This window comes from Arthrobacter sp. TMS2-4, from assembly GCF_054511075.1.
In genome coordinates, this window is sequence record NZ_JBTNDI010000013.1 from 1 (window position 1) to 22,294 (window position 22,294).

Here is a 22,294-nt window from a genome sequence, read left to right on the forward strand (position 1 = left end):
GGGTGGGCATCAAGATGGCCCTCAAGATCGATCTCTACTACATCCCGACGCCGATCTCCCTCGCGGTCATCACCACCATCCTCACCATCGCCGTCGTCGCGAGCCTCATCAAGACCCGCGGCCAGGAACGCCACGCACCGCCGGCACCGGCCGTCGCGCCCTTCCGGACGGCCGGGGCGGAGGAGATCGCCGCCCTCCAACCCCTCCGGAGCAGGCGCCGGCCGGCGGCGCGCGACCGGGACAGCGGAGACGAGGGGTCCGTGGGCGACGGCGCGGGGGCGACACCCGTCCAGGACCCCGCCCAGGACCAGCCCATGGGTGACGGGACACGGACGGAGAGCCGCCGGCCATGACGACGGAGCGGGGGGACGTCGACCGCGTGCGGGTCAGTCTGCCGCGCAGCCGCGTCCCGGCCGGCAGCAACAGGGAGCTCATGGCCTGGCTGTTCATGCGGTGGTCCGGTGCGCTGCTGGTGGTGCTGATCTTCGTGCATCTGTTCGTGAATCTCATGCTGGGGGACGGCATCAACCAGATCGATTTCGCCTTCGTCGCCGGCAAGTGGGCGCATCCGTTCTGGCAGTGGTTCGACCTGCTGATGCTCTGGCTCGCCATGCTGCACGGCACGAACGGTCTGCGGGTCATCATCGACGACTACGCCGACGCCGCCCGCACCCGGCTGTGGCTCAAGGCCGTCCTGGTTGCGTGCTCGGCAGCGATCGTCGCGCTCGGGTCGCTGGTCATCTTCACGTTCGACCCCTGTCCGGCGGGTGCCGCGGCGTCGTCCCTGCCCTCGTTCTGCGCGACGGTCACGCCCTGACCGGCCGTTCCCATCGGGTGTCGGGAGTCCTCCTCGGTCGAGGTCACCCGGAACGGGCGACGCGGAAGGGCACGGGAGTCGGGAGTATGGGGCGACAGCCCCGCCATGATCGGACCCCGGAATGATTCGCTTTGTGATACATGTTCTGATCAACCTCGCGACGGCGGCGATCGGGCTGATCCTCGCGGGCTGGATCGTGCCGGGGGTGGTGCTGCAGCCGAGCGGTTTCGTCGTAGCCGTGGTCGTCTTCGCTCTCGCCCAGGGCATACTCGGACCGTTCGTGTTCAACGTGGCCCGGCAGTACGCGGCACCCATCCTGGGAGGGATCGGGCTGGTCACGACACTGATCGCGCTGACCGTCGCCTCACTGTTCAGCGGCGGGCTCATGATCAGCGGCGTGATGGCGTGGGTGGGCGCCACCCTCCTCGTCTGGATCGTGACTGCCCTGGGCGGCTGGATCCTGGGCTGGCTGTTCATCACCCGCCGTCTCGGCGACAGCAGCAAGGCCGCCCGGTAACCGCAGCGCGCCGGATTCATGCGTATGCCCACGGCGGCGCCGTCGTGGGAGCGAGCGGTCAGTGGTGGCATCGATCCGCTCAGTTCTTCGGGGCGAGGTCCCGGCTCCGCATGAGGCCCAGCGCCAGCGTGCCGCCCGCAGCCACGGCCGCGATGAGCCACCACAGTCCGTTCACGTCCACGCCGTCGCTCGTGACCGTCGGTGCCACGCCCATCGGGGAGAGCTGGACCGCCCAGTCCGGGAAACCGAACAGTGGTCCGAAAAGGCCGAGCACCATGCTGACCAGCACCAGCGCCCACCCGAGGGGGATGGTGGCCCGGGGCGCGACGACGAAGATCACCGCCGTGGTGGCGATGAACACGGACGCCGCGACGATCTGTCCTGCACCGATGATGGCCACGTCCCCCAGCAGGGTCCAGTCCCCGTCCCGCGCGGCGAGACCCGCAGCAGCACCCGCCAGAGCCGCCGCGATCACGACGAGGACGCCGACGAACGCAACGAGGGCGAAGCTCGCGAGCCACGGGACGCGGTCCAGAGGAGTGCTCAGCATCAGCTCCGCCGTGCCGCGTGTCTCCTCCTGGCGTGCCCGGCACACCGTCTGTACCGCGCAGCACGCCGCGAGGATGCCCAGCATGGTGAAGAAGACGACGACCGTTCCCTGTTCCATGTCCGCACCACCGGCTATCGCCTGCATGATCCGCTCGAGGGCGGGGTTGTCCGCCCCGACGTCACGGATCACCGCCGCGAGGGTTGTCGCCAGAATCCCCGTGACGAGTCCTCCGACGCCCCATCCGATGATGGAGGGCCGGGCCAGGCGCACGACGAGACCGATAGGATCCGACAGCATCGCGGGAGCCTCGGGTCTGCCGTGCCGCTCGGGGACGAAGCTCCCGCCGAGGTCCCGCACCGACTGCAGGGCGACCGCGAGGGCGGCCAGCAGCACCCCCAGGGCTGCGCACAGCACGATCGGCCCGACGCCGTCCTCGGCGAACGGCCGCGTCTGCTCCGCCCAGCCGAACGGCGACAGCCAGGTGAGCCACGAGCTCTCGATGCGCTGCAGGTCGCTGCTCGGCGTCCCGAGGGCATTGCCCAGGCCGGCGGTCAGGAACGAGACCATCAGGACCCAGGTGGCGAGCGAATTCGCGCCGGACGAGGTCCTCATGAGCTGGGCGGAGACGAGGCCCACGCCGAGGAAGGTCAGCCCTACGGCGCCGGCCGCCAGCCCGGACACGACCGACCCCCGGGCCCCGAGCCCGGTGACCATCAGGGCCACGGCGACGAGGGAGCCGAGGACGACGTTGGCCAGGACGCCGTGGGTCAGCGTGGCCAGGAGGGGTGCCCGGCGTCCGGCACGCGTGGCCATCACCAGTTCGGCGCGGCCGACCTCCTCGTCGCCCCGCGTGTGCCGGACGGCGAGGAAGGAGCTCATCAGCGCTGCGAGGAGCGCCAGGAACGGGAAGATCAGGAAGAGCATGAATGCGCCCTCCCCGGATCCCGACGGCAATCCGCGGAAGAGAAGGATGACGGGATTCGCCATCACGACGGCCAGGATCGAGGCGCGGGACTGCGCGGTGCCGTACGCCTGCGCAACGCTCACGGACGTCAGGTAGGCCAGCAGGGCGGTGCCGAGCGTCCACAGCAGCAACTGCACCCCGTCACGCCGCAGCCGCTCGCGGAGGAGCGCAGGGAACGCCGTCATGGCGTCGCGGCCTCGCGCCGCTCCCTGACCGTCCCGTCCGGTCCGGTACCGGAGGCGTCGTCGCCGTAGTGCCGGAGGAACAGCTCCTCCAGGGAGGGCGGTTCGATGCGGAGCCCCTCGACACGCAGGGCCGTCAGGGCCGGCAGCACCGAGGGGACGCGGTCGCTGTCGACGGTGAACCGGACGCGGCCGTGCTCGAAGCGCACATCGTGGGCGTCCGGGACCGACGCCACGGGGGAGGCGTCCGTCGCCGCGAACGAGACCTCCGTCCGGGTCAGGTGGCGCAGGTCGGCGAGGGTACCGGACTCCACCACCTTCCCGGCGCGCACGATGCTGACGACGTCGCACAGCTGCTCGACCTCGGAGAGGATGTGGCTCGAGAGCAGGACGGTGCCCCCGCCCTCCCGCACCCGAGCGATCTCCCGCTGGAACACCATGGCCATCAGGGGATCGAGTCCGCTGGTCGGCTCGTCGAGGATGTACAGCTCGGCGGGCACCGCGAAGGCAGCGATGAGCGCCAGCTTCTGGCGGTTGCCCTTGGAGTAGGCCCGCCCATTCTTGCGCGGGTCGAAGAGGAAGGCCTCCATCAGTCGTTCCCGCTCGCGGCTGTATGCGCGCTCGTGGCGTCGGACGCCGCGCAGGCGGGAGAGGAAGTCGATCGTCTCTCCGCCGGACAGGTTCGGCCAGACACTGACGTCGCCGGGGACGGACGCGATCCGGCGGTGGAGGTCAGCGGCCTTGCGCCAGGGATCGGCGCCGAAGACCTCGGCTGTACCCGACGTCGCGCGGGCCAGTCCGAGCAGCACGCGGGTCGTCGTGGACTTCCCGGAGCCGTTCGGGCCGAGGAATCCGTGGATCTGGCCCTCTGCGACGTCAAGGTCCAACCCGTCGAGTGCGTGCACCCGACCGTAGTACTTGGCGAGGTTGCGGGCCGAAATGACGCTGGCCATGCAGGGGAGCATACGCCCGACCGGAGGCCCTGTGAACAGTCCTCGGGCCCCGCGGTCGGGCCTAGAGCAGCGTGCCCTGCGCGTCGTCGTCCGGGAGCGCGCCGCGCGTGGCACGGCCGGACGATTGCGGTGCCGTCGCTTCCGATCCACCCACCGCCGGCGGTCCGCCCACCTCCTGCACCGCCGGTCGCGTCGCCTCGACGAGCCCGACCAGGTTCGGTCCGATGGCGTCGATCTGCTGGGTGAGCGGCACGCCTGAGCCGTCGCGCCGGCCGTGTTCAGTGGGCAGCGCGCGCGCCACGCCGTTGGCGGACGCCGCCCGTGCGGGGCCGTGGCCGGCCCAGGCGAGAGACAACGACTCCTCGCCGCGGAGGAAGCGGTGGGCCCGTACGCCGGCGGTGGCGCGACCCTTGACCGGGTACTCGGAGAACTCGGTGATCTTCGCCGATCCCGCCGCGGTCCCCGGCAGTGCGTCGCCCGGCGCGGCGACGGTCACCACCACGCCCTGCCCGTCCCCGCGGGACACCGTCCCGAAGTGCAGTACGGCGTCGCCGGCCGCGAGCTTGATGCCGGCCATCCCGCCCGCCGTCCGGCCCTGGGGGCGCACGGCCGAGGCCGGGAACCGCAGGAGCTGGGCCAGGCGGGTGATGAAGACGAGGTCGTCGGCGTCGGACGCAGCGGCGATCCCCACGACCTTGTCCTTCGGCTTCAGCGAGATGACCTCCCAGTCGTCACGGTTCAGCGGGTAGTCCGGCTGCACGCGCTTCACCACGCCCTGTGCGGTGCCGAGGGCGACGCCGGCGCCCAGCGGGGCGAGCCCCACGAGGCGCTCGCCGCGCTCGAGCGTGATGAACTCCGATGACGGCACGCCGCCCGCGAGGTTCGGGACGCCGGCCGTGGGCGGCAGGGCGGGCATGTCCATCACCTGCAGGCGGATCATCCGGCCGGCGGACGTCACGGCGCCCACCTCGCCGCGCGCCGTGGAGGCGAGCACGGACCGGAAGGCGTCGTGCTTGGTCCGCTGCCCGTCGCCGAACGGCTGCCGGTCGGAGGTGCGGGCCAGCTGGCCGGACGCCGAGAGCAGGACCCAGCAGGGATCGTCCGCGATCTCCAGCGGCATCACGGCCTTTGCCCCCTTGGCGGCCGGCGCGGGCAGGGTGGAGCCCTTCAGCGGGGCGGCTGCCTCGGATTCGAGCAGGACGGTGCGCCGGGGGGTGGCGAACTGGTCGGACAGCGCGGCGAGTTCGTCCGAGACGAGGGTGCGGAGGCGTTCCTCCGACCCGAGGATGGCGTCGAGTTCCGCGATCTCGAGGCGGAGCTGGTCCTGCTCCTTCTCGAGCTCGATGCGCGAGTACCGGGTGAGCTGGCGCAGGCGCAGTTCGAGGATGTAGTTCGCCTGGAGCTCCGAGAGGTCGTAGATGGACATCAGGCGCTCCCGCGCGGCGGCGGACTCGTCCGAGGACCGGATGATCTGGATGACCTCGTCGATGTCGACGATCGCGACGAGCAGGCCTTCCACGAGGTGCAGGCGGTCGCGCTTGCGCTGCAGCCGGTACGAGGTGCGACGGCGGACCACGAGGATCCGGTGCGTGATGTAGACCTGCAGGAGCTCCAGCAGCCCGAGCGTGCGCGGCTGCCCGTCGACGAGGGCCACGTTGTTGATGCCGAAGGAGTCCTCCATCGGCGTGAAGCGGTACAGCTGGGCGAGGACCGCGTTCGGGTTGAAGCCGTTCTTCAGCTCGATCACCAGGCGCAGGCCGTGCTTGCGGTCGGTGAGGTCGACGATGTCGGAGATGCCCTGGAGCTTCTTGGCGGTGACGGCGTCCTTGATCTTCTCGATCACCTTCTCCGGGCCGACGGTGTAGGGGAGCTCGGTGACCACGAGGCCCGTCCGGCGGGCGGAGAGCTGCTCCACCTTGACCGTGGCGCGGGTCTTGAAGGAGCCGCGACCCGTCGCGTAGGCGTCCCGCACGCCGTCGAGCCCCACGATCTTCCCGCCGCTCGGGAGGTCCGGTCCGGGCACGAAGCGCATCAGGTCCTCGAGGGAGGCCCCGGGATGCGCGATGAGGTGACGTGCCGCGGCGACGACCTCGCCGAGGTTGTGCGGCGGCATGTTCGTCGCCATGCCCACGGCGATGCCGCTGGCGCCATTGACCAGGAGGTTCGGGAAGGCGGCGGGGAGCACCTCCGGCTGGGTGAGCTGGTTGTCGTAGTTCGGGACGAAGTCGACGACGTCCTCGTCGAGGTGGTCGGTCATCGTCAGGGCGGGGGCGGCCAGGCGCGCCTCCGTGTACCGGGCCGCCGCCGGGCCGTCGTCGAGCGAGCCGAAGTTGCCGTGCCCGTCGATGAGCGGGAGGCGCAGGGAGAAGTCCTGGGCCATGCGCACCATCGCGTCGTAGATGGCGCTGTCACCGTGGGGGTGCAGCTTGCCCATCACCTCGCCCACCACGCGCGCGGACTTCACGTGGCCGCGGTCCGGGCGCAGGCCCATGTCGGTCATCATGTAGAGGATGCGCCGCTGGACGGGCTTCAGCCCGTCGCGGGCGTCGGGGAGCGCACGCGAGTAGATCACGGAGTACGCGTACTCCAGGAAGGACTCCTCCATCTCCGTCTCGACGTCGATATCGATGATCTTCTCGGTGAAATCCTCCGGCGGAGCGGAGTTCTGGCGCCTGGCCATGTGCGTGGCGGTTCCTCAACAACTCAGGGGTACGGGTTCGGGGTGGTCGGCCGGCATCGGCGACCCGGGGACGGTTCCTCCCGCGGTCCCAGCCGGGCCGAGGGGATGCCGACTACCCTGAGTCTATGGTGGCAGACGGACAATACCCCGAATACTGGGAAGCTGATGTCGTCCTGCGCGACGGCGGGACGGCCCACCTGCGGCCCATCGCACCCTCTGACGCCGACGCCGTCCAGGCGTTCCACGTCCGCCAGTCGCAGAACTCCATCTACCTGCGGTTCTTCACCTACAAGGCCAGGCTCAGCGCCAAGGAGCTCCGGCGCTTCACCGAGGTGGACCACCGCGACCGGGTCGCATTCGTCATCGTCCGGGGCGGGGACATCATCGGGATCGGCCGCTACGACCGGCTCGACGACCCACTCGAGGCCGAGGTGGCGTTCAACGTCTCCGACCACCATCAGGGGCGCGGCGTCGGGTCCATCCTGCTCGAGCACCTCGCGGTGGCGGCCCGCGAGAACGGCATCCGGCGGTTCTCCGCGGAGGTCCTCCCCGAGAACCGGAAGATGATCACGGTCTTCGCCGAGGCCGGCTACGAGGTGGAGCGCCACTTCGACGACGGCGTGGTGATGCTCAGCTTCGACATCGATCCCACCCGGAAGTCCCAGGCGGTGATGGAGTCGCGGGAGCACCGCGCGGAGGCCAGGAGCATGGCGGAGCTCCTCACGCCGTCGTCCGTGGCCGTGATCGGCGCCAGCCGCGAGTGGGGGACCGTGGGCTACGCGCTGCTGGACCATCTGATCGACGGCGGGTTCACCGGGCGCGTGTACGCCGTGAACCCCGAGGCCTTCGAGCTGCACGGGATGATCTCCCACGCCTCGCTCGCGGAGGTCCCGGAACCCGTGGACCTCGCCGTCATCGCCGTGCCGCAGGACCAGGTCGAGGCCGTCGTGGACGAGTGCGGTCGCGCCGGGGTGAAGGGCCTGCTCGTCGCCACGGCGGGCTACGGGGACGACGACGGCGACGGGCTGGCGCGGCAGCGCGCCCTCGTGCACAAGGCCCGCGCGCAGGGCATGCGCGTGGTCGGGCCGGCGTCGCTCGGCCTCGTGAACACGGACCCCGCGGTCCGGCTCAACGCATCGATGGCGCCCGGACTGCCGGCGCGCGGTGCGCTGTCCCTCTTCAGCCAGTCCGCGGGCCTCGGCGTCCTCCTCTACGCCAGCGCGCACCGGCGGGGGCTCGGCGTCTCCTCGGTGATCTCCGCCGGGAACCGGGCCGACGTCTCCGGCAACGACGCCATGCAGTTCTGGGAGGACGACCCGACCACGCGCGCCGTCGGCCTGTACTTCGAATCGATCGGCAACCCGAGGAAGTTCTCCCGGATCGCCCGCCGCCTGGCCCGGACCAAACCCGTGATCGTCGCGAAGTCCGACGTCACGGGACTCCAGCTCCCGCCCGGCCACGCCGTCCGCACCAGCCAGGCGCCGCCCGGCGCGCTCGACTCCATGCTCCGGCAGTCCGGGGTGATGCGGGTCGAGACGACGGAGCAGCTCATGGACATCGCGCAGATCGTCGCGAGCCAGCCCCTGCCCGAGGGCCCGGGCATCGCCGTGTTCAGCAACTCGTCCGCCCTCGGCAAGGTGGTGGCCGACGGCGTCGTGTCGCAGGGCATGACCGTGGCACGGCTGGAGGCCGGGCTGCAGCTCGACACGGGACAGTCCGTCGCACTGCCCGCCCTCACCGCGGCCGTGGAGGAGGCGCTGCGCGACGAGGCGGTCCACGCCGCGATCGTCACCACGCTGCCTGCGCGCGGCCTCACCGCGGAGGCCGTCGCGGGGTGTCTCCAGCGGTGCGCGGAAGCGGCGGGCAAACCCGTCGTCGCGTCCTTCACAGGCATCCTCGATGCCAGGGTGCAGCTCGACGGGCTCGTGGCCGCGCCGTGGTCCGGCGCTGAGGCGGCAGTGCCCGCCGCACCGGCCGCACCCGTCGTTCCCGAAGGGTCCGCGGGCTCCAGCGGCCCCGCGGACCCCGCTGCCGATCTCCTGCGCATCCCCGCCGAACCCGCCGGCGGGGAGTCCGCCGTGGAGGCCGGACCCGCGCTGCCCCTCCAGCGCGGGCTGCCATGCTTCCCCAGCCCGGGAGCGGCCCTCGCCGCGCTCGGCGCCGTCGTCCGGTACTCGCACTGGCGCTCCCGCGACCATGGGGAGTTCGTGGATCCCGCGGGCGTCGACGTCGACGCCGCGACGGGGATCCTGGCGGACGTGCGGGCACGGGTGGCCGATGTCGAACTCACGCGCCTCACCGCGGAGGAGAGCGCGGCGCTCATGGGCTGCTACGGCATCCGCCTGCAGCCGTCCGCCCGCTTCTCCTCCGCCGACGAAGCGGTCGAGGAGGCGGGGCGCCTCGGCTGGCCGGTGGCGCTCAAGACCATGGACGAGAACCTGCGCCACCGGCTCGACCTCGGCGGTGTCCGGCTGAACATCGACGACGCCCAGTCGCTGCGCAGGAACATCACCCTGATGGAGAAGGTGCTCGCGCCGTTCGGCAGCTTCGGTATGGAAGTGCAGTCCATGGCGCCCTCGGGCCAGGCGTGCAGCCTCCGGGCCATCGAGGATCCGCTGATGGGCCCCGTCATCTCCTTCGGCCTGGCGGGTGACGCCGTCAACCTGCTCGACGATTGGGCGCACGCCGTCCCGCCCCTCAGCACGGGCGACATCGCCGACCTCGTGCGCGCGCCCCGCGCGTCCCGCAAGCTCTTCGGCTACCAGGGCCTGCCTCCCGCCGACGTCACGGCCATCGAGGACCTGGTGGCGCGGGTGGCGCTGCTGAAGGACAACCACCCGGAGATCGCCCGGCTCGAATTCAATCCCGTGCTGGTCGCAACCTCCGGGCTCACCGTGCTCAGTGCCGCGATCGACGTCGGCAATCCGCAGCGCCGCACCGACAGCGCACGGCGGGCGATGCGCGACTGACGGCGCCCGCGTGGCCGGGTTGGTTAGGCAGGAGGCGGGCCGGTGGGGGAAACTGGGGGCATGACCCCATCGCTTTCCGCACAGTGGCGTGACCTCGATGCATCGCTCGAGCGGGCGGGCTTCTATCCCCGCCTCGTGGCCGACGTCGTCCACGACGCCCTCGACGGCCGGGAGCCGCTCTCGCACGTCGCGCACCTCGAGACCCACTTCGAGCGCACCGAGGTGCACCGCCACATCACCGTCCTGGTGCTCACCGAGGACATGCTCGTCATCACGCACGTCGACGACCAGCAGCTCGACGACGCCGGCGAGCAGGTCATGGCGCAGATCTCCACGGAGTCCGTGCCCGTCAGCCAGATCCGCTCCGTGGTCCTCAGCTACCTCTACGCGCAGCCCCAGGATTACAAGCCCACCGACCAGGTCCGTGAGATGACGCTCGCCATCGCGTGGTCCGGCGGCCAGCGCCTGGACATCGGCCCGGCCAGCTGCGGTGACCCGCAGTGCGACGCCGACCACGGCCTCACGGGGACGATGGCGCAGGAGGACATCGTGCTGCGCGTCAGTGCCGAGGCCGACGGCGCGCAGGCGGTGCAGAACGCAAAAGGTTTCGCCCGGGCGCTGCGCAAGGTCAACACTGCGAGCCCCGTCGCCGGGGGGTACATCGCCGCGCCGGACGTGACCTCACGCCGGCAGCCGGGCTTCGCCGGCAGGTTCAACCGGCCCCACCACCAGCGGTAGCCGCTCGATGCCTTTCCTCCACAGGGAATCCCTGCCCGTTCCGCCTGCCTACGGCGCGTCGACGGTGGCCGAGGTGATGACCAGCTCGGCCGCGGCACTCGGCGTGGGCGGCTTCACCAACTCGCTGGGCCTGCCCGCCTCGCGGCGCATCGCCGTCGTCATGGTGGACGGTCTCGGCATGGCGCTGCTGCGGAAGTACGCGGCGCACGCCCCGTTCCTGCGGGAGAACCTCGCCTCCGCGCGGATCCTCTCCTCCGCCTTCCCCTCGACGACGGCGGCATCGCTGGCGAGCCTGGGCACGGGCCTGCCTCCCGGGCAGCACGGCATGGTCGGCTACGACGTCCTCGACCCCGCGCAGGACACCGTGGTCAACATGCTGGGCCGGTGGGACGCCGCCGTCGATCCGCACCTCTGGCAGCCGCATCCGACGGTCTTCGAGCGGGTCGCCGAACATCTGCCGGTCGTCACCGTGAGCCACCCCCGCTTCGAGACCTCGCCCATGACGCGCGCGGCGCTGCGCGGCGGGGCCTTCGCCGGGGCGGGTACCATCCACGCGCAGATCGACGCAGCCGCCCGGCACCTGGCCGCCGCGCCGACCATGCTCATGTATTTCTACGTCAACGACCTCGACAAGGCCGGTCACCGGTGGGGCGTCGATTCCCCGCACTGGCTGCGTGCGCTCGAGGACCTCGACGCCGCGCTCAGGCTCCTGGCCCGCCGCGTCCCGTCAGATACGCTGCTCCTCCTGACCGCTGACCACGGCATGGTGGACATTCCCGAGCCGCAGCGGATCGACTACTCCACGCAGCCGGATCTCCTCGAGGGGGTCGCCCACACGGGCGGCGAACCGCGCATGCTCCACCTCTATCTTGCTCCGGATCTTCCCGCGGAGGCCCGCGGCGCCCTGGCGCTGCGGTGGCATGAGGCCCACGGGTCCAGGGCATGGGTCCTGACGCGGGACGAGGCCGTCGCGGCCGGCTACTTCGGGCCCGTGCGCGAGGAGGTGCTGCCCCGCATCGGGGACCTGCTCGTCCTGGCGCGGGAAGGCATCGCCCTCATCGACGGCCGCCGCGTGCAGCCGACGGCGTTCGAGATGGTGGGACAGCACGGCTCCCTCACACGGGCCGAGCGCGACATCCCCCTCATCACCCTTGCGAAGCCCGCCGATGCCGGCCGCACCCGGGGGAGCCGCGGCAAGGGAACACGCCGTGGCTGAGCTCCTGTTCTTCTCGGGCACCATGGACTGCGGCAAGTCGACCCTCGCACTGCAGATGGACCACAACCACAAGGCCCGCGGCCGCCGCGGCGTCCTCTTCAGCTCCCACGACCGGGCGGGGGAGTCCATGATCTCAAGCCGCCTCGGGCTGCAGGTGCCGGCCGTCGAGGTCTTCCCGGACACCGACTTCTGGACCGAGCTGTCCCTGCGGCAGACCATGGGCGCGCGCATCGACTACGTGATCTGCGACGAGGCGCAGTTCTACACGGTCGACCAGATCGACCAGCTGGCGCGCGTCGTGGACGAGATGGACATCGACGTCTTCGGCTTCGGTATCACCTCGGACTTCCGCACGAGGCTCTTCCCCGGGTCCCAGCGCCTGATCGAACTGGCCGACCGCGTGCAGGTGCTGCAGGTGGAGGCGCTGTGCTGGTGCGGCAAGAGGGCCACCCACAACGCCCGCACCGTGGACGGCGTCATGGTGGTGGAGGGGGACCAGATGGTGGTCGGCGACGTCGACCAGCCGATCGACGACGACGCCCCCGCGATCGAGCGACGGCGCGCGGACGATGCGCCCTCCGGCGGACGGGAGCGGGAGGCCGTGGTGGGATATGAGACACTCTGCCGCCGGCACCATATGCGCCGGCAGACCTCCAGGACGTCGCCGTCGCTGTACTCCAACGAGGTGCCGCTACCGTTCGAGCCGCGGGTCCGCGAGTCCGACCTGATCTGACCGACGGGCCGGACCGCGCCAGGTGAGCCGCGGGTCAGTCGCCCTTGCGACCGAAGACGATATCGTCCCAGCTCGGCACACTGGACCGCTTCGGCTTGCTGCGGCGCTCCGCCGCGGTATCCGCGACGTCCTTGCCGGTGTCCTTCGCCGGGTCCTTGGCGGCATCCCTGCCCGGGCCCTTCCCGGCAGCCCGGGGCGCGTCCCGGGCCGGGCGGGGAGCCTGGCCGCTGTCGCGTCCCGCCCCGGATTCAGCAGGCGGCTGGAGCCGGTGCGAGGGCTGCGCGAAGATGCTGATCTCGCGGGTGTCCGTGCTGACCCCGTCGTAGAGCCTCGGCGTCCCGTCGTCGTGCTGGGCGGGCTCCTCCCCAGTTCCGGCGTCGCCGTCGAGCAGGTCGTCGCCGATGCGCGGCGCGAGCGCCAGACCCGGAACCGCGGAATCCCCATCGGCACGGTCCGCACGGTCCGAATCCCCGCCGTCGATTGCTCCGGTGTCATGGAGTCCGGCGTCACGATCCCCGTCGTCGGCTCTCGGATGGGCGGCCGGGATGCCGCCCCGCGTGAGGAGTTCCGCGAGGGCGTCGTCGCCGTCCTCGTCGGTGCCCAGGCGCTGGCCGCGGCGTGAGCGCAGGACGTCCAGCAGTCCCTCCTGGTCCTCGGGGGTCGGTTCGGGCGCCTCGTCGGCGCTCTCCGCCTCGAAGTCGAAGACACGATCCGCCACGGCGCTGAGGCGGCGGGCCGGCAGCGGACCGTCGAGGGGCTCGATCTCGCTGAGCACCTGCGCCCACCGGTTGCCGTTCACGACGGTCTTGCGGGTGGGGTTGTAGGTCCATCGCGCGGGGGGCTGCTCGCCCAGGTCCACCGTCGAACCCTCGGGCAGCTCGAACGAGGCCTCGACGTGCCAGGACCCGTCCTGGCGCCGCCACGAATCCCATTCGAGCGATGCCGGGTCCACTCCGTAGCTCTGGACGCGGTAGGCGACCATGTCGCCGAGGAGGGCGGGGTCGTCGCCGAAGGCGGAGCGGTAGCCGTCGTGGCTCGGGAGCGGCGTGGCGACCTCGACGCGCTGCGCGAGGTAGGCCAGGTAGTCACGCTCGGCGCGCACGGGACCCTCGTAGCGCTGCACGTGGGCGAGGTCGAGGCCCGATTCGGCCGCCACCTGCTCCGCCGACGCGCCCATCCGGATCCGGGCCTGGATGTCGCGCGGGGTCAGCGGGACCGGCGGTTTGGCCGGCTTCGTCCGGATCGGGCTCGGGGGCGCACTGCGCGTCGCGGCCGGGGCATCCGCCGGGGTGCTCGCACTGCGCAGCGCGTCGTCGATGGGCAGCCGGTAGGACGTGCCCTCTTCGCCGCTCAACAGCAGATGTCCGCCATCCTCATGGACACCCACCAGGCGTAACTCCTGCATCAAATCCTCCAGCCGACAATGATTCCTAGGTGAAACTGTGCCACTGAATGGCGGCCATTCCTACTACGTGATCAGGTGTGGCGGGCCGCGGCGCTGCCGTGGGCACAAATCGGGAGGCCGTAGCGTTATGGCAGCCGTGGGCAGATGACCCGCGGATGACCGGACAGGAATCCGGACGGTACGGAGCGTGAGAAGGCAGATATGGCGACAGACTACGACGCGCCACGGGCGACGGTCGACGACGGCGACACCCGCAGCGACGAACTGAAGGCACTCGGCGCCCGGGCGGCGCTGCAGACGGTGGTGATCGACGAGGAGGAGCTCGCGGCCGCGGACTCCTTCGACCTGCCCGGGGCGGATCTCTCCAGCGAGGAGATCTCGGTGCAGATCCTCGCGGCCCAGGCCGACGAGTTCACCTGCGCCTCCTGCTTCCTGGTCCGGCACCGCTCGCAGATAGCCCTCGACCGGGACGGGCAGCTCTACTGCATGGACTGCGAGGGCTGAACTCAGCCGGTCAGCGCGGCGACGAGGCGTTCGGGGCGGCGCGAGGACGCGAGCCAGTAGGGCGTGCGGTCCTCGGGATCCGTGACCTCGATCTTCACGACCGGCGAGATCCAGCCCCTGATGCACAGGTAGGCGAGGCCGTGCAGGCCCGGGCCGCGCTGGTAGGTGGCGTCCTCGCCACCGAACCATTCGACCGCCCCGAGGTACTGGCGCTCGATGGTCGCCCGGCCCACCGTGAGGGTAGTGGGGGTGACCGTGATCCGCGGCGTGGACAGGATGAGCAGGGTGAAGACGATGATCGCGACGACGAGCGCGACCGCGTAGCCGACGACCATCGAGATGGGCGCGAACATGATGATCGTCGCCGCAGAGAACCCTGCCGCGATCAGCCAGATCCAGGGTGAGGGCCACAGCCGCTCGTCGTAGAGGACGGTCTGGTCGGGTGTGTTCTGGGGTGCTTCCCCGGGCGCGCTGGACATGACACCAGCATTCCATCCTTTGACCGCCCTCTCATCCCGGCCCGTCGCGTCGAGGCCCCGGCGCGGTCCCGGCCCCGGACGGTGGCGCCACTGTCAGGTGGGGTTCGGGCAAAGACGCTAAAGTGGGGTGCTGGCCACCGGATAGCTCGCGTTGGAGATGCAGTTCATGGGTACACAGCAGGACCTCCCGGTCCAGATCTTGATGCTCGACGACGGCCTCGAGCCTCCGGCGTACGCCACCGACGGCGACGCGGGCGCGGACCTGCGCACCGCCGTCGACCTCGTGCTCGCGCCGGGCGAACGCGCGCTCGTCCCCACCGGCGTGGCGATGGCGCTCCCACCGGGCCACGTGGGCCTCGTGCACCCGCGGTCCGGTCTCGCGGCCCGGCACGGCCTGACGATCGTCAACGCCCCGGGGACCATCGACGCCGGCTACCGCGGAGAGATCAAGGTCTGCCTCCTCAATACCGACCTCCAGGCACCGGTCCGCCTCTCGCGGGGCGACAGGATCGCCCAGCTGGTCATCCAGCGCGTGGAGCGTGCCACCTTCGCCGTGGTCGACCGGTTGCCCGAGAGCGCCCGCGGCACCGGTGGTTTCGGTTCGACCGGTGGCTTCGGAGCTCCGGCCCCGGCTGCCGTCGTGACGCCCTCGGGTGGCTGAGGCCCTCCTCCGTCTCGCGGCAACGACCACCGAAGATCTCACCAACTCGATCACGCCACCAGGAAAGGAGCCCGGACATGGCTTTTGGGCGCCCCAGGAAGAAGAAGCAGGACGACGCCGTCGACGCGCCGGAGCAGCACCAGGACGCCACGGCGGCGCCCGGTGAGCCGGCGGACGCTGCGCCGGCCGTCGGACCCGCCGATGCCGGTGCGGCCGCACCCGGCGCCCCGCAGGCCGCCGCCCTCGTGGCCAGCGCGGACTATGATCGCACCGCCCAGGGGCCGTTCGACCTCTCCGAGCAGGACACCACGAGCGGCTACATCGACCTCGGCGCGCTGCGGATCAATGCGGCCGAGGGGCTGCAGCTGCGGCTCGAGGTCGAGGAGCGCAGCAAGCGCGTCATCGCCGTGACCCTCGACCTGGGCGGGTCCACCCTCCAGCTCCAGGCCTTCGCGGCCCCGAAGACGGAGGGCCTGTGGGACGAGATCCGGGAGCAGATCGGCGTCTCGGTAGGATCCCAGGGCGGCACCGTCGAGGAGCGGCCGGGCAGGCTCGGCACCGAACTCTTCGCCAAGCTGCCCGCGCAGACACCCGACGGCCAGGCCGGATACCGGGTGGCGCGGTTCGTGGGCATCAACGGCCCGCGCTGGTTCCTGCGCGGAGTCTTCGGTGGCCCCGCCGCACTGGAGCCGACCGCCGCGGCACCCATGGAGCAGCTCTTCCGCAGCGTCGTCGTGGTCCGCGGCGACCACCCCCTCCCGCCGCGTGAACTGCTGCCGCTCAGGCTGCCCAAGGACGCCGCCGCGGCAGCCGCGGGCGCTCCGGCAGCCCCCGCTCCCGCACGCCCCGATCTGAATCCGCTCGAGCGCGGCCCCGAGATCACCGAGACCCGCTGACCGTCGTGCCCGCCCTGAGGCACGGGCGCGGTCCCGCCGACCCGTCCGGAGCGGGCCACGCCCCCGGACCCGCCCCGGTCGCGCTGCCGCAGCGCGGCAGGATCAAGGCCCGCGGTGTGGTGACCAGCCTGACCCTCGCGCCGGTCACGGCCCCGCCGTCCTTCAGCGTCCTCACCCGGATCGACTGGCACGGCGCGCGGAAGACCGTCCGGATCATCTGGATGGGCCAGCGGCGCGTGCCCGGCGTCGAGGCGGGAGTCGGCCTGCGGTTCGAGGGCATGCTCGCCACGGTGGACGACACGCCCACCGTGTACAACCCGCGCTACGAGATCATCGGCCGCCCCGACGAGAACGGATGAGACACCCATGAGCCAGCCGACCGAGGACCCCGACGCCCAGCGGACGTCTGGGACCGACGGAGCCCGACCGCCCGAGCATCAGCCGGCCGTCCCGCAGGCCGGGCCGACCGCGTCGGATCTCGCCATGCAGTACGCCGCGAAGTCCGGGGTGAAGCGCACCGACTCGGGCCAGATCGACGTCCTGTCCTCCGTCGGTGGTGTCCAGGGGCTCGCCGAGAGCATCGCGCCAGGGCTGGTCTTCACCATCCTCTTCACGGTCACGCGGGACCTCACGGTCTCCCTCGTCGCGGCGCTGGCGGTCTCCGCCGTCTTCACCGTCCTCCGCCTCGTGTCGAGGACACCGCTGACACAGGCCCTCGCCGGACTCATCGGTGTGGCGTTCTGCGCCGTCGTCGCGATGCGCACCGGCAACGCGGAGGACTTCTTCCTGCCCGGTTTCTTCATCAACGGGGGATACATCATCGCGATGGTCACCTCGGTGCTGGTGCGGTGGCCCTTCGCCGGCCTGCTCTTCGGCTTCCTCCGCAACGAGGGCATCGACTGGCGGAAGGACCCCGCACGCGTCCGGGCCTACGCCACCGCCACCTGGATCATCGTGGCGGTCCTGGCGCTGCGTCTGGCCGTGCAGGTTCCGCTCTATCTGGCCGGGAACGTCGCGGCACTGGGCTCCACGCGTGTGGCGATGGGCCTGCCGCTGTACGCGCTCGGCCTCTGGCTCGCGTGGATCGTCTCGCGTCCCCGCCCGGTCACCGCCGACGGGCCGTCCGCGGCCGGCTAGTCCTCGTCGGCCCGGTCGTCGTCCTTCCGGGCGGCGAGCGCCACCCGGAGCTCGTCCTCCGCGGCGATGGCGGCGAGGAAGAACAGCTCGTCGCCACCCTCCACGAGGTCGTCCGGGCTGGGGGTGATGGGGGAGTCGTCGCGCAGGATGGCGACCGCGGCGCAGTCCTCCGGGAGCCTGAGGGAGCCGATCGTCTCGCCGATGAGCGGGGAGTCCTGGGGGACGGTGAACTCCACGATCGAGGACACCCCGGCCTGCAGCGTCAGCAGGCGCACGAGGTCGCCGATCTCCACGGCCTCTTCCACGAGGGCCGTCATGAGCCGTGGCGTATTGACGGCCACGTCGACACCCCACGAGTCGTCGAACATCCAGTCGTTCTTCGGGTTGTTCACCCGCCCGACCGTGCGCCCCACCCCGAACTCGCTCTTCGCGAGCAGCGATACCACGAGGTTCACCTTGTCGTCGCCGGTCGCCGACACCACCACGTCGGCCTCGTCGAGCCGGGCGTCCTTGAGGGTCGTGAGCTCACACGCGTCCCCGATCAGCCACTTCGCCCCCTTCAGTCCGCTGCGGCCGATCACCTCGGGCTTCTCGTCGATGAGCAGGATCTCGTGCTTGTTCCCGAGCAGCTCCCGTGCGATCGACGAGCCGACGCTCCCGGCCCCGGCGATGACGACCCTCATTCGTTCTCCTCCTTCGGCGCGGTGGCGAGGATGCGCCCGATCTCGTCCGTCGCCGTCGTCTTCATCATGGCGTGCAGGATGTCGCCCTGCTGATAGCTCGTGTCCTGGGCGGGCAGGATGCCCTCGCCGAAGCGCGTCAGGTACGCGACGCGCACTCCGCTCGCGGCCTCGATGGTCCTCAGCGACTTCCCCAGCCAGGCGTCGCTCAGCGCGAGTTCGGCGAGGATCAGCCGACCGGAGGTCTCGCGGAAGTCGCCGTTGATGGTCTGCTCCGGCAGGATCCGTCGGAGCACCTGATCGGCGCTCCAGCGCACCGCGGCGACCGTGGGGATGCCGAGGCGCTGGTAGATCTCCGCGCGTCCCGGGTCGTAGATGCGGGCCACCACGTGGGGGACGTGGAACGTCTCGCGCGCCACGCGTGTCGCGAGGATGTTCGAGTTGTCGCCGCTGGACACCGCCGCGAACGCGTAGGCGTTCTCGATCTCGGCGTGCTTGAGGGTCTCCCGGTCGAAGCCGACCCCCGTGACCTTGCGGCCGCCGAAGGACGCACGGAGGCGGCGGAACGCGCGGTCGTCCTGGTCGATGATCGCCACCGAGTGACCCGATTCGTCGAGCGTGTGGGCGAGGCTGACGCCCACCCTGCCACAACCCATGATCACAAAATGAGCCACCGAGGGCACCCCTGATTCTTGGTGTAGATGCTGCCGTTCCCTGCCGTACCACCACCAAGCCTAGTGGCTGGCCGGACGCCCGGACGCGCTAGTGTTTGGGCTGTGCTGACTTTTCTCGAGGCCGTCAAGCGGGTGCTGGTGGGCAAGCCGTTCGCCAGCGACAGGCTGAGGAACAGGAGCCTGCCGAAGCGCCTCGCCCTGCCCGCGTTCTCGGCCAGCGCGCTGTCGTCGGTCGCCTACGCGCCGGACGAGATCCTCCTGACGCTCGCCCTCGCCGGGGTCGCCTCTGTGGCCATCTCGCCGTGGGTGGGCCTCGCCGTCATCGCGGTCCTGCTCGTCGTCGTCGCCTCCTACCGCCAGGCGGTCCGCGCCTATCCCGCCGGCGGCGGCGACTACGAGATCGCGAAGCGGAACCTCGGACCCCGCGCGGGCACCACCGTGGCCTCGGCGCTGATGATCGACTACCTGCTCACCGTCGCCGTGTCCGTCTCGGCGGCGGCGCAGTACGTCGTCTCGATCGCCCCGGCGCTGGAGGACCTGCGCGTGACGCTGGCCGTCGTCGGCGTCGCGGTGCTCGTGCTGCTGAACCTGCGCGGCATCACCCGCGGCGTCCGCGCCCGCGCCGTCGTCACCTATGGCTTCCTGGCCGGGATCCTCGCCCTGTGCGTCACGGGCACCGTGCAGGCGCTCACCGGGACCCTGGCCGACGCCCCGAGCGCGCGCTTCGAGATCGTGCCCGACGCCGCGTTCGACGCCGGCCTGGTGGGGCTCGCGGGCGGGCTCCTGATCCTCCGCGCGTTCTCCGCGGGCGCTGCCGCCCTCACGGGGCTGGAGGGCCCGGGCTCCAACGTGCCGCGCTTCGAGAAGCCGCGCTCACGCAACGCGGCGACGACGCTCCTCGTCCTCGGCCTCGTGTCCTCCGCCATGCTCGCGGGCGTCATCTACCTCGCGAACGCCACCCGCGTGCACGTGGTGCAGAACCCCGCGGCGCAGCTGCGGCTCGACGGCGGGCCGGTCCCCGGGGACTACATCCAGGCGCCCGTGGTCAGCCAGCTCGCCCGCACGGTCTTCGACGCGGGCTCGCCGGTCTTCTACCTCGTCGTCGCCGCGACGGCGCTCATGCTGATGCTCGCCGGCCACGCGGCCTTCAACGCCTTCCCCGTCCTGGCGTCCATCCTCGCCACCGACGGCTACCTGCCGCGGCAGCTGCGCACCCGGGGGGACCGCCTCACCTTCAGCAACGGCATCATCGCGCTCGGGCTGGGCGCCGTCGTCCTCATCCTCGTGTTCAGGGCGGACGTCACCGCCCTGGTGCAGCTGTACATCATCGGGGTGTTCGTCTCCTTCACGGTCGGCCAGTTCGGGCTCATCCGGCACTGGAACAGGATCCTCCGCAGCACCGTGGGCGCGCAGAAGCGGTGGGCCATCCACAAGTCCCGGGCCATCAACGCGCTCGGCTTCGGCCTCACGGCAGCGGTCCTCGTCGTCGTCCTCGTCACCAAGTTCGAATACGGCGCCTGGATCGCCGTGCTCGCGATGGCGGTCCTGTTCGTCCTGATGCGCGCCATCAAACGGCACTACGACGCCGTCGCGGCGGAACTCGCGATCGACGACGCCGTCCGCCTGCGCGCGCTGCCCAGCCGGGTCCACGCCGTGATCCTCGTCTCCAACGTGCGGAAGCCGGTGCTGCGCGCCCTGGCCTTCGCCCGCGCGTCGCGGCCGTCCCGGCTCGACGCCATCACGGTCGACGTCGACCCCGACCAGACGCGCCGCACCCTCGCCGACTGGGACAGGTTCGAGATCCCGGTGCCGATCACGGTGCTCGCCTCGCCCTATCGCGACACCATCACCCCGATCCTCGAGTACATCCGGTCGATGCGCAGGGATTCCCCCCGCGACCTGATCGTGGTCTACATCCCCGAGTACGTGGTGGGAAAGTGGTGGGAGCAGCTGGTGCACAACCAGACCGCCCTGCGCATCAAGGCGCGGCTGCACTTCGTGCCCGGAGTGATGGTCGCCAGCGTGCCGTGGCAGCTCGCGTCCTCCGACGCGGCCCGGATCTACCAGGACATGAAGTAGGAAGAAGCCCCATGAGCGACACCGACCGAGCCTCCGACCCCTCGACGCCGGAAGGGGGGCCCGATCCGGCAGCGGAGGCCAGCGGGTCCGGCACCGCCGCGCCGACCGCCGAGCTGACCGTCGGGAAGCCCGCGCACGGCGGTCACTTCGTGGCCCGGCACGAGGGCCGCGTCGTCTTCGTCCGGCACGCCCTGCCGGGCGAGCGCGTCCGCGTCCGGTTCACCGAGACGGACCGCGCGGCCAGTTTCTGGCGCGCCGAGGTCGTCGAGGTGCTCGCGGCCTCACCCGCCCGGGTCTCCCACCCCTGGTCCCTCGCCGACGCCCTCAAGGCCGCGGACCGCGGACGTGCTGCGGTCGGCGGGGCGGAGTTCGGCCATATCGCCCTCGAGGAACAGCGCCGGCTCAAGGGCGCCGTCTTCGCGGAGCAACTCTCACGCCTGGCGGCGGTCGACCGGCCGGTCACCGTGTTGGCGGCGCCGGGGGAGACTGCGGACGGTCTCGGGTGGCGCACCCGCACGGCCTTCGCCGTCGACCGCGCCGGACGCCTCGCCATGCACCTGCACCGCTCGCACGACGTCGTCCCGGTCCGCGAGATGCCCCTGGCGGTCGCCGCCGTGAACGGGCTCCGCCTGTGGACGCTGGATTTGACGGGCATCGACCGGGTCGACGTGGCCGTGCCGTCCGGCGGGGGAGAGCCGCTCGTGCTGCTCGTTCCGGCTGCGCGGACCTCGCCGCGGCGCGTCGCTGCTGTCGCGTCCTCGATCGACGGAGCGTCCGTGGGCGTCCTCGATCCCGAATCGGGGCAGGTGCAGCGGCTCACGGGCCGCACCTGGCTCCAGGAGAGCGTGCTCGGCCTCGACTACCGTGTCACGGGCGCCGGCTTCTGGCAGATCCACCGGGGCGCGCCGGAGGCCCTGGTCACGGCGGTCCTCGACGGGCTGCAGCCCGCGGCCGGCGAGCACCTCGCCGACCTCTACGCCGGCGCCGGGCTCTTCACCGTGCCGCTCGCCCGGGCCGTCGGGCCGGAGGGCTCGGTGCTGTCCGTCGAGGGATCGCCGGGCACGAGCCGCGACGCGAAGCGCAACCTCCACGGCTCCGACCACGTCTCGATCGTCCAGGGCCGGGTGGACGCCGTGCTCGCGCACCGGAGCGGACCCCTCGACGGCGTCCTGCTCGACCCGCCGCGCGCCGGCGCCGGCAGGAAGGTGGTCCGGCAGATCGTCGAGGCCAACCCGAGGGTGGTCGGGTACGTCTCCTGCGACCCCGCATCCTTCGCCCGCGACCTCGGCTACTTCCTCGCCGCCGGGTGGTCGCTCGACACCCTGCGGGTCTTCGACCTGTACCCCCACACGCATCACATGGAATCCTTCGCACGGCTCCTGCCTCCCGCCTGACGTGGGGAGGACTCCGCCTGAGGCGGGCGACCGTCAATGGCACCCTGCCGGGACCCCGAACGTTAG

At 71.4% G+C, this 22,294-nt stretch carries 20 protein-coding genes and 1 pseudogene; 14 read left to right on the forward strand and 7 right to left on the reverse strand.

Going from position 1 to position 22,294, the window contains the following annotated elements:
* The 3 genes and pseudogenes from ACX80F_RS14200 to ACX80F_RS14210 form a co-directional block, all read left to right on the forward strand.
* Positions 1 to 353, forward strand: a pseudogene (locus tag ACX80F_RS14200) (tellurium resistance protein TerC); the annotation flags it as partial.
* Positions 350 to 817, forward strand: coding sequence for a succinate dehydrogenase hydrophobic membrane anchor subunit (locus ACX80F_RS14205; RefSeq protein ID WP_459337053.1), 468 nt, complete (start codon positions 350 to 352; stop codon positions 815 to 817). The pseudogene ACX80F_RS14200 and the gene ACX80F_RS14205, both read left to right, overlap by 4 nt.
* Positions 818 to 950: 133 nt before the next feature.
* Complete coding sequence (locus ACX80F_RS14210; protein ID WP_459337054.1) at positions 951 to 1,334, forward strand: phage holin family protein; 384 nt, start codon at positions 951 to 953, stop codon at positions 1,332 to 1,334.
* Between the two features lie 79 nt (positions 1,335 to 1,413).
* Here the strand turns inward: ACX80F_RS14210 and ACX80F_RS14215 are convergent, their stop codons facing one another.
* The 3 genes from ACX80F_RS14215 to ACX80F_RS14225 form a co-directional block, all read right to left on the reverse strand.
* Positions 1,414 to 3,033 carry an ABC transporter permease gene (locus ACX80F_RS14215; RefSeq protein WP_459337055.1) on the reverse strand — a complete coding sequence of 540 codons (1,620 nt, stop codon included), beginning with the start codon at positions 3,031 to 3,033 and terminating at the stop codon, positions 1,414 to 1,416.
* On the reverse strand, positions 3,030 to 3,983 hold the full coding sequence (locus ACX80F_RS14220; RefSeq protein ID WP_459337056.1) for an ABC transporter ATP-binding protein: 954 nt from the start codon (positions 3,981 to 3,983) through the stop codon (positions 3,030 to 3,032). Before ACX80F_RS14220 ends, ACX80F_RS14215 begins: the two co-directional genes overlap by 4 nt.
* Positions 3,984 to 4,044: 61 nt before the next feature.
* Positions 4,045 to 6,663, reverse strand: a complete 2,619-nt coding sequence (locus tag ACX80F_RS14225; protein ID WP_459337057.1) for a DNA gyrase/topoisomerase IV subunit A — start codon at positions 6,661 to 6,663, stop codon at positions 4,045 to 4,047.
* Between the two features lie 125 nt (positions 6,664 to 6,788).
* Here ACX80F_RS14225 and ACX80F_RS14230 point away from each other — a divergent pair, with 125 nt between their 5' ends.
* The 4 genes from ACX80F_RS14230 to ACX80F_RS14245 are packed head-to-tail and all read left to right on the forward strand — an operon-like array spanning position 6,789 to position 12,319.
* Positions 6,789 to 9,632 (forward strand): bifunctional acetate--CoA ligase family protein/GNAT family N-acetyltransferase, encoded by a 2,844-nt coding sequence (locus ACX80F_RS14230; RefSeq protein WP_459337058.1) that lies wholly within the window; start codon positions 6,789 to 6,791, stop codon positions 9,630 to 9,632.
* Positions 9,633 to 9,692: 60 nt separating this feature from the next.
* Complete coding sequence (locus ACX80F_RS14235; RefSeq protein WP_459337059.1) at positions 9,693 to 10,370, forward strand: DUF5998 family protein; 678 nt, start codon at positions 9,693 to 9,695, stop codon at positions 10,368 to 10,370.
* A gap of 7 nt (positions 10,371 to 10,377) precedes the next feature.
* Complete coding sequence (locus ACX80F_RS14240; RefSeq protein WP_459337060.1) at positions 10,378 to 11,586, forward strand: alkaline phosphatase family protein; 1,209 nt, start codon at positions 10,378 to 10,380, stop codon at positions 11,584 to 11,586.
* Positions 11,579 to 12,319 carry a thymidine kinase gene (locus tag ACX80F_RS14245; RefSeq protein ID WP_459337061.1) on the forward strand — a complete coding sequence of 247 codons (741 nt, stop codon included), beginning with the start codon at positions 11,579 to 11,581 and terminating at the stop codon, positions 12,317 to 12,319. The genes ACX80F_RS14240 and ACX80F_RS14245 overlap by 8 nt, the downstream gene beginning before the upstream one ends.
* Positions 12,320 to 12,353: 34 nt before the next feature.
* On the opposite strand, the gene sepH is transcribed toward ACX80F_RS14245, so the two are convergent.
* Positions 12,354 to 13,724, reverse strand: a complete 1,371-nt coding sequence (gene sepH, locus ACX80F_RS14250; protein ID WP_459337062.1) for a septation protein SepH — start codon at positions 13,722 to 13,724, stop codon at positions 12,354 to 12,356.
* A 201-nt stretch (positions 13,725 to 13,925) separates the two neighbouring features.
* Between sepH and ACX80F_RS14255 the strand changes: the two genes are divergently transcribed.
* Complete coding sequence (locus tag ACX80F_RS14255; protein WP_459337063.1) at positions 13,926 to 14,228, forward strand: DUF4193 domain-containing protein; 303 nt, start codon at positions 13,926 to 13,928, stop codon at positions 14,226 to 14,228.
* A gap of 2 nt (positions 14,229 to 14,230) precedes the next feature.
* Here the strand turns inward: ACX80F_RS14255 and ACX80F_RS14260 are convergent, their stop codons facing one another.
* Positions 14,231 to 14,707, reverse strand: coding sequence for a DUF3093 domain-containing protein (locus ACX80F_RS14260; protein WP_459337064.1), 477 nt, complete (start codon positions 14,705 to 14,707; stop codon positions 14,231 to 14,233).
* A gap of 157 nt (positions 14,708 to 14,864) precedes the next feature.
* Between ACX80F_RS14260 and dut the strand changes: the two genes are divergently transcribed.
* From dut to ACX80F_RS14280, 4 genes are all read left to right on the forward strand, one after another.
* The gene (gene dut, locus ACX80F_RS14265; protein ID WP_459337126.1) at positions 14,865 to 15,368 is read left to right on the forward strand and encodes a dUTP diphosphatase; all 504 of its coding nucleotides are present in this window, start codon (positions 14,865 to 14,867) and stop codon (positions 15,366 to 15,368) included.
* A gap of 77 nt (positions 15,369 to 15,445) precedes the next feature.
* The gene (locus ACX80F_RS14270) at positions 15,446 to 16,264 is read left to right on the forward strand and encodes a DUF3710 domain-containing protein (protein WP_459337065.1); all 819 of its coding nucleotides are present in this window, start codon (positions 15,446 to 15,448) and stop codon (positions 16,262 to 16,264) included.
* Positions 16,265 to 16,269: 5 nt separating this feature from the next.
* Positions 16,270 to 16,623, forward strand: coding sequence for a hypothetical protein (locus ACX80F_RS14275; RefSeq protein WP_459337066.1), 354 nt, complete (start codon positions 16,270 to 16,272; stop codon positions 16,621 to 16,623).
* 124 nt (positions 16,624 to 16,747) lie between these two features.
* Complete coding sequence (locus ACX80F_RS14280; protein WP_459337127.1) at positions 16,748 to 17,401, forward strand: DUF3159 domain-containing protein; 654 nt, start codon at positions 16,748 to 16,750, stop codon at positions 17,399 to 17,401.
* On the opposite strand, the gene ACX80F_RS14285 is transcribed toward ACX80F_RS14280, so the two are convergent.
* Together ACX80F_RS14285 and ACX80F_RS14290 are read right to left on the reverse strand one after the other, a co-directional pair.
* Positions 17,398 to 18,084 (reverse strand): potassium channel family protein, encoded by a 687-nt coding sequence (locus ACX80F_RS14285; protein WP_459337067.1) that lies wholly within the window; start codon positions 18,082 to 18,084, stop codon positions 17,398 to 17,400. The two genes, ACX80F_RS14280 and ACX80F_RS14285, sit on opposite strands and share 4 nt — an antisense overlap.
* Complete coding sequence (locus tag ACX80F_RS14290) at positions 18,081 to 18,755, reverse strand: potassium channel family protein (RefSeq protein WP_459337068.1); 675 nt, start codon at positions 18,753 to 18,755, stop codon at positions 18,081 to 18,083. The genes ACX80F_RS14285 and ACX80F_RS14290 overlap by 4 nt, the downstream gene beginning before the upstream one ends.
* A gap of 102 nt (positions 18,756 to 18,857) precedes the next feature.
* On the opposite strand from ACX80F_RS14290, the gene ACX80F_RS14295 reads away from it, so the two are divergent.
* Positions 18,858 to 20,834 (forward strand): APC family permease, encoded by a 1,977-nt coding sequence (locus tag ACX80F_RS14295; protein WP_459337069.1) that lies wholly within the window; start codon positions 18,858 to 18,860, stop codon positions 20,832 to 20,834.
* A gap of 11 nt (positions 20,835 to 20,845) precedes the next feature.
* Complete coding sequence (locus ACX80F_RS14300; protein WP_459337070.1) at positions 20,846 to 22,228, forward strand: class I SAM-dependent RNA methyltransferase; 1,383 nt, start codon at positions 20,846 to 20,848, stop codon at positions 22,226 to 22,228.
* The last annotated feature ends 66 nt before the right edge of the window (positions 22,229 to 22,294 follow it).

What these genes read in the sequence shown, in the direction of transcription:
- ACX80F_RS14205 (WP_459337053.1), top strand. Translation starts at nt 350, where the DNA reads ATGACGACGGAGCGGGGGGACGTCGACCGCGTGCGGGTCAGTCTGCCG.
- ACX80F_RS14260 (WP_459337064.1), bottom strand. Translation starts at nt 14,707, where the DNA reads ATGTCCAGCGCGCCCGGGGAAGCACCCCAGAACACACCCGACCAGACC.
- ACX80F_RS14220 (WP_459337056.1), bottom strand. Translation starts at nt 3,983, where the DNA reads ATGGCCAGCGTCATTTCGGCCCGCAACCTCGCCAAGTACTACGGTCGG.
- ACX80F_RS14255 (WP_459337063.1), top strand. Translation starts at nt 13,926, where the DNA reads ATGGCGACAGACTACGACGCGCCACGGGCGACGGTCGACGACGGCGAC.
- ACX80F_RS14270 (WP_459337065.1), top strand. Translation starts at nt 15,446, where the DNA reads ATGGCTTTTGGGCGCCCCAGGAAGAAGAAGCAGGACGACGCCGTCGAC.
- ACX80F_RS14230 (WP_459337058.1), top strand. Translation starts at nt 6,789, where the DNA reads ATGGTGGCAGACGGACAATACCCCGAATACTGGGAAGCTGATGTCGTC.
- ACX80F_RS14280 (WP_459337127.1), top strand. Translation starts at nt 16,748, where the DNA reads ATGCAGTACGCCGCGAAGTCCGGGGTGAAGCGCACCGACTCGGGCCAG.
- ACX80F_RS14300 (WP_459337070.1), top strand. Translation starts at nt 20,846, where the DNA reads ATGAGCGACACCGACCGAGCCTCCGACCCCTCGACGCCGGAAGGGGGG.
- ACX80F_RS14285 (WP_459337067.1), bottom strand. Translation starts at nt 18,084, where the DNA reads ATGAGGGTCGTCATCGCCGGGGCCGGGAGCGTCGGCTCGTCGATCGCA.
- ACX80F_RS14215 (WP_459337055.1), bottom strand. Translation starts at nt 3,033, where the DNA reads ATGACGGCGTTCCCTGCGCTCCTCCGCGAGCGGCTGCGGCGTGACGGG.
- ACX80F_RS14240 (WP_459337060.1), top strand. Translation starts at nt 10,378, where the DNA reads ATGCCTTTCCTCCACAGGGAATCCCTGCCCGTTCCGCCTGCCTACGGC.
- sepH (WP_459337062.1), bottom strand. Translation starts at nt 13,724, where the DNA reads ATGCAGGAGTTACGCCTGGTGGGTGTCCATGAGGATGGCGGACATCTG.
- ACX80F_RS14225 (WP_459337057.1), bottom strand. Translation starts at nt 6,663, where the DNA reads ATGGCCAGGCGCCAGAACTCCGCTCCGCCGGAGGATTTCACCGAGAAG.
- ACX80F_RS14235 (WP_459337059.1), top strand. Translation starts at nt 9,693, where the DNA reads ATGACCCCATCGCTTTCCGCACAGTGGCGTGACCTCGATGCATCGCTC.
- dut (WP_459337126.1), top strand. Translation starts at nt 14,865, where the DNA reads ATGCAGTTCATGGGTACACAGCAGGACCTCCCGGTCCAGATCTTGATG.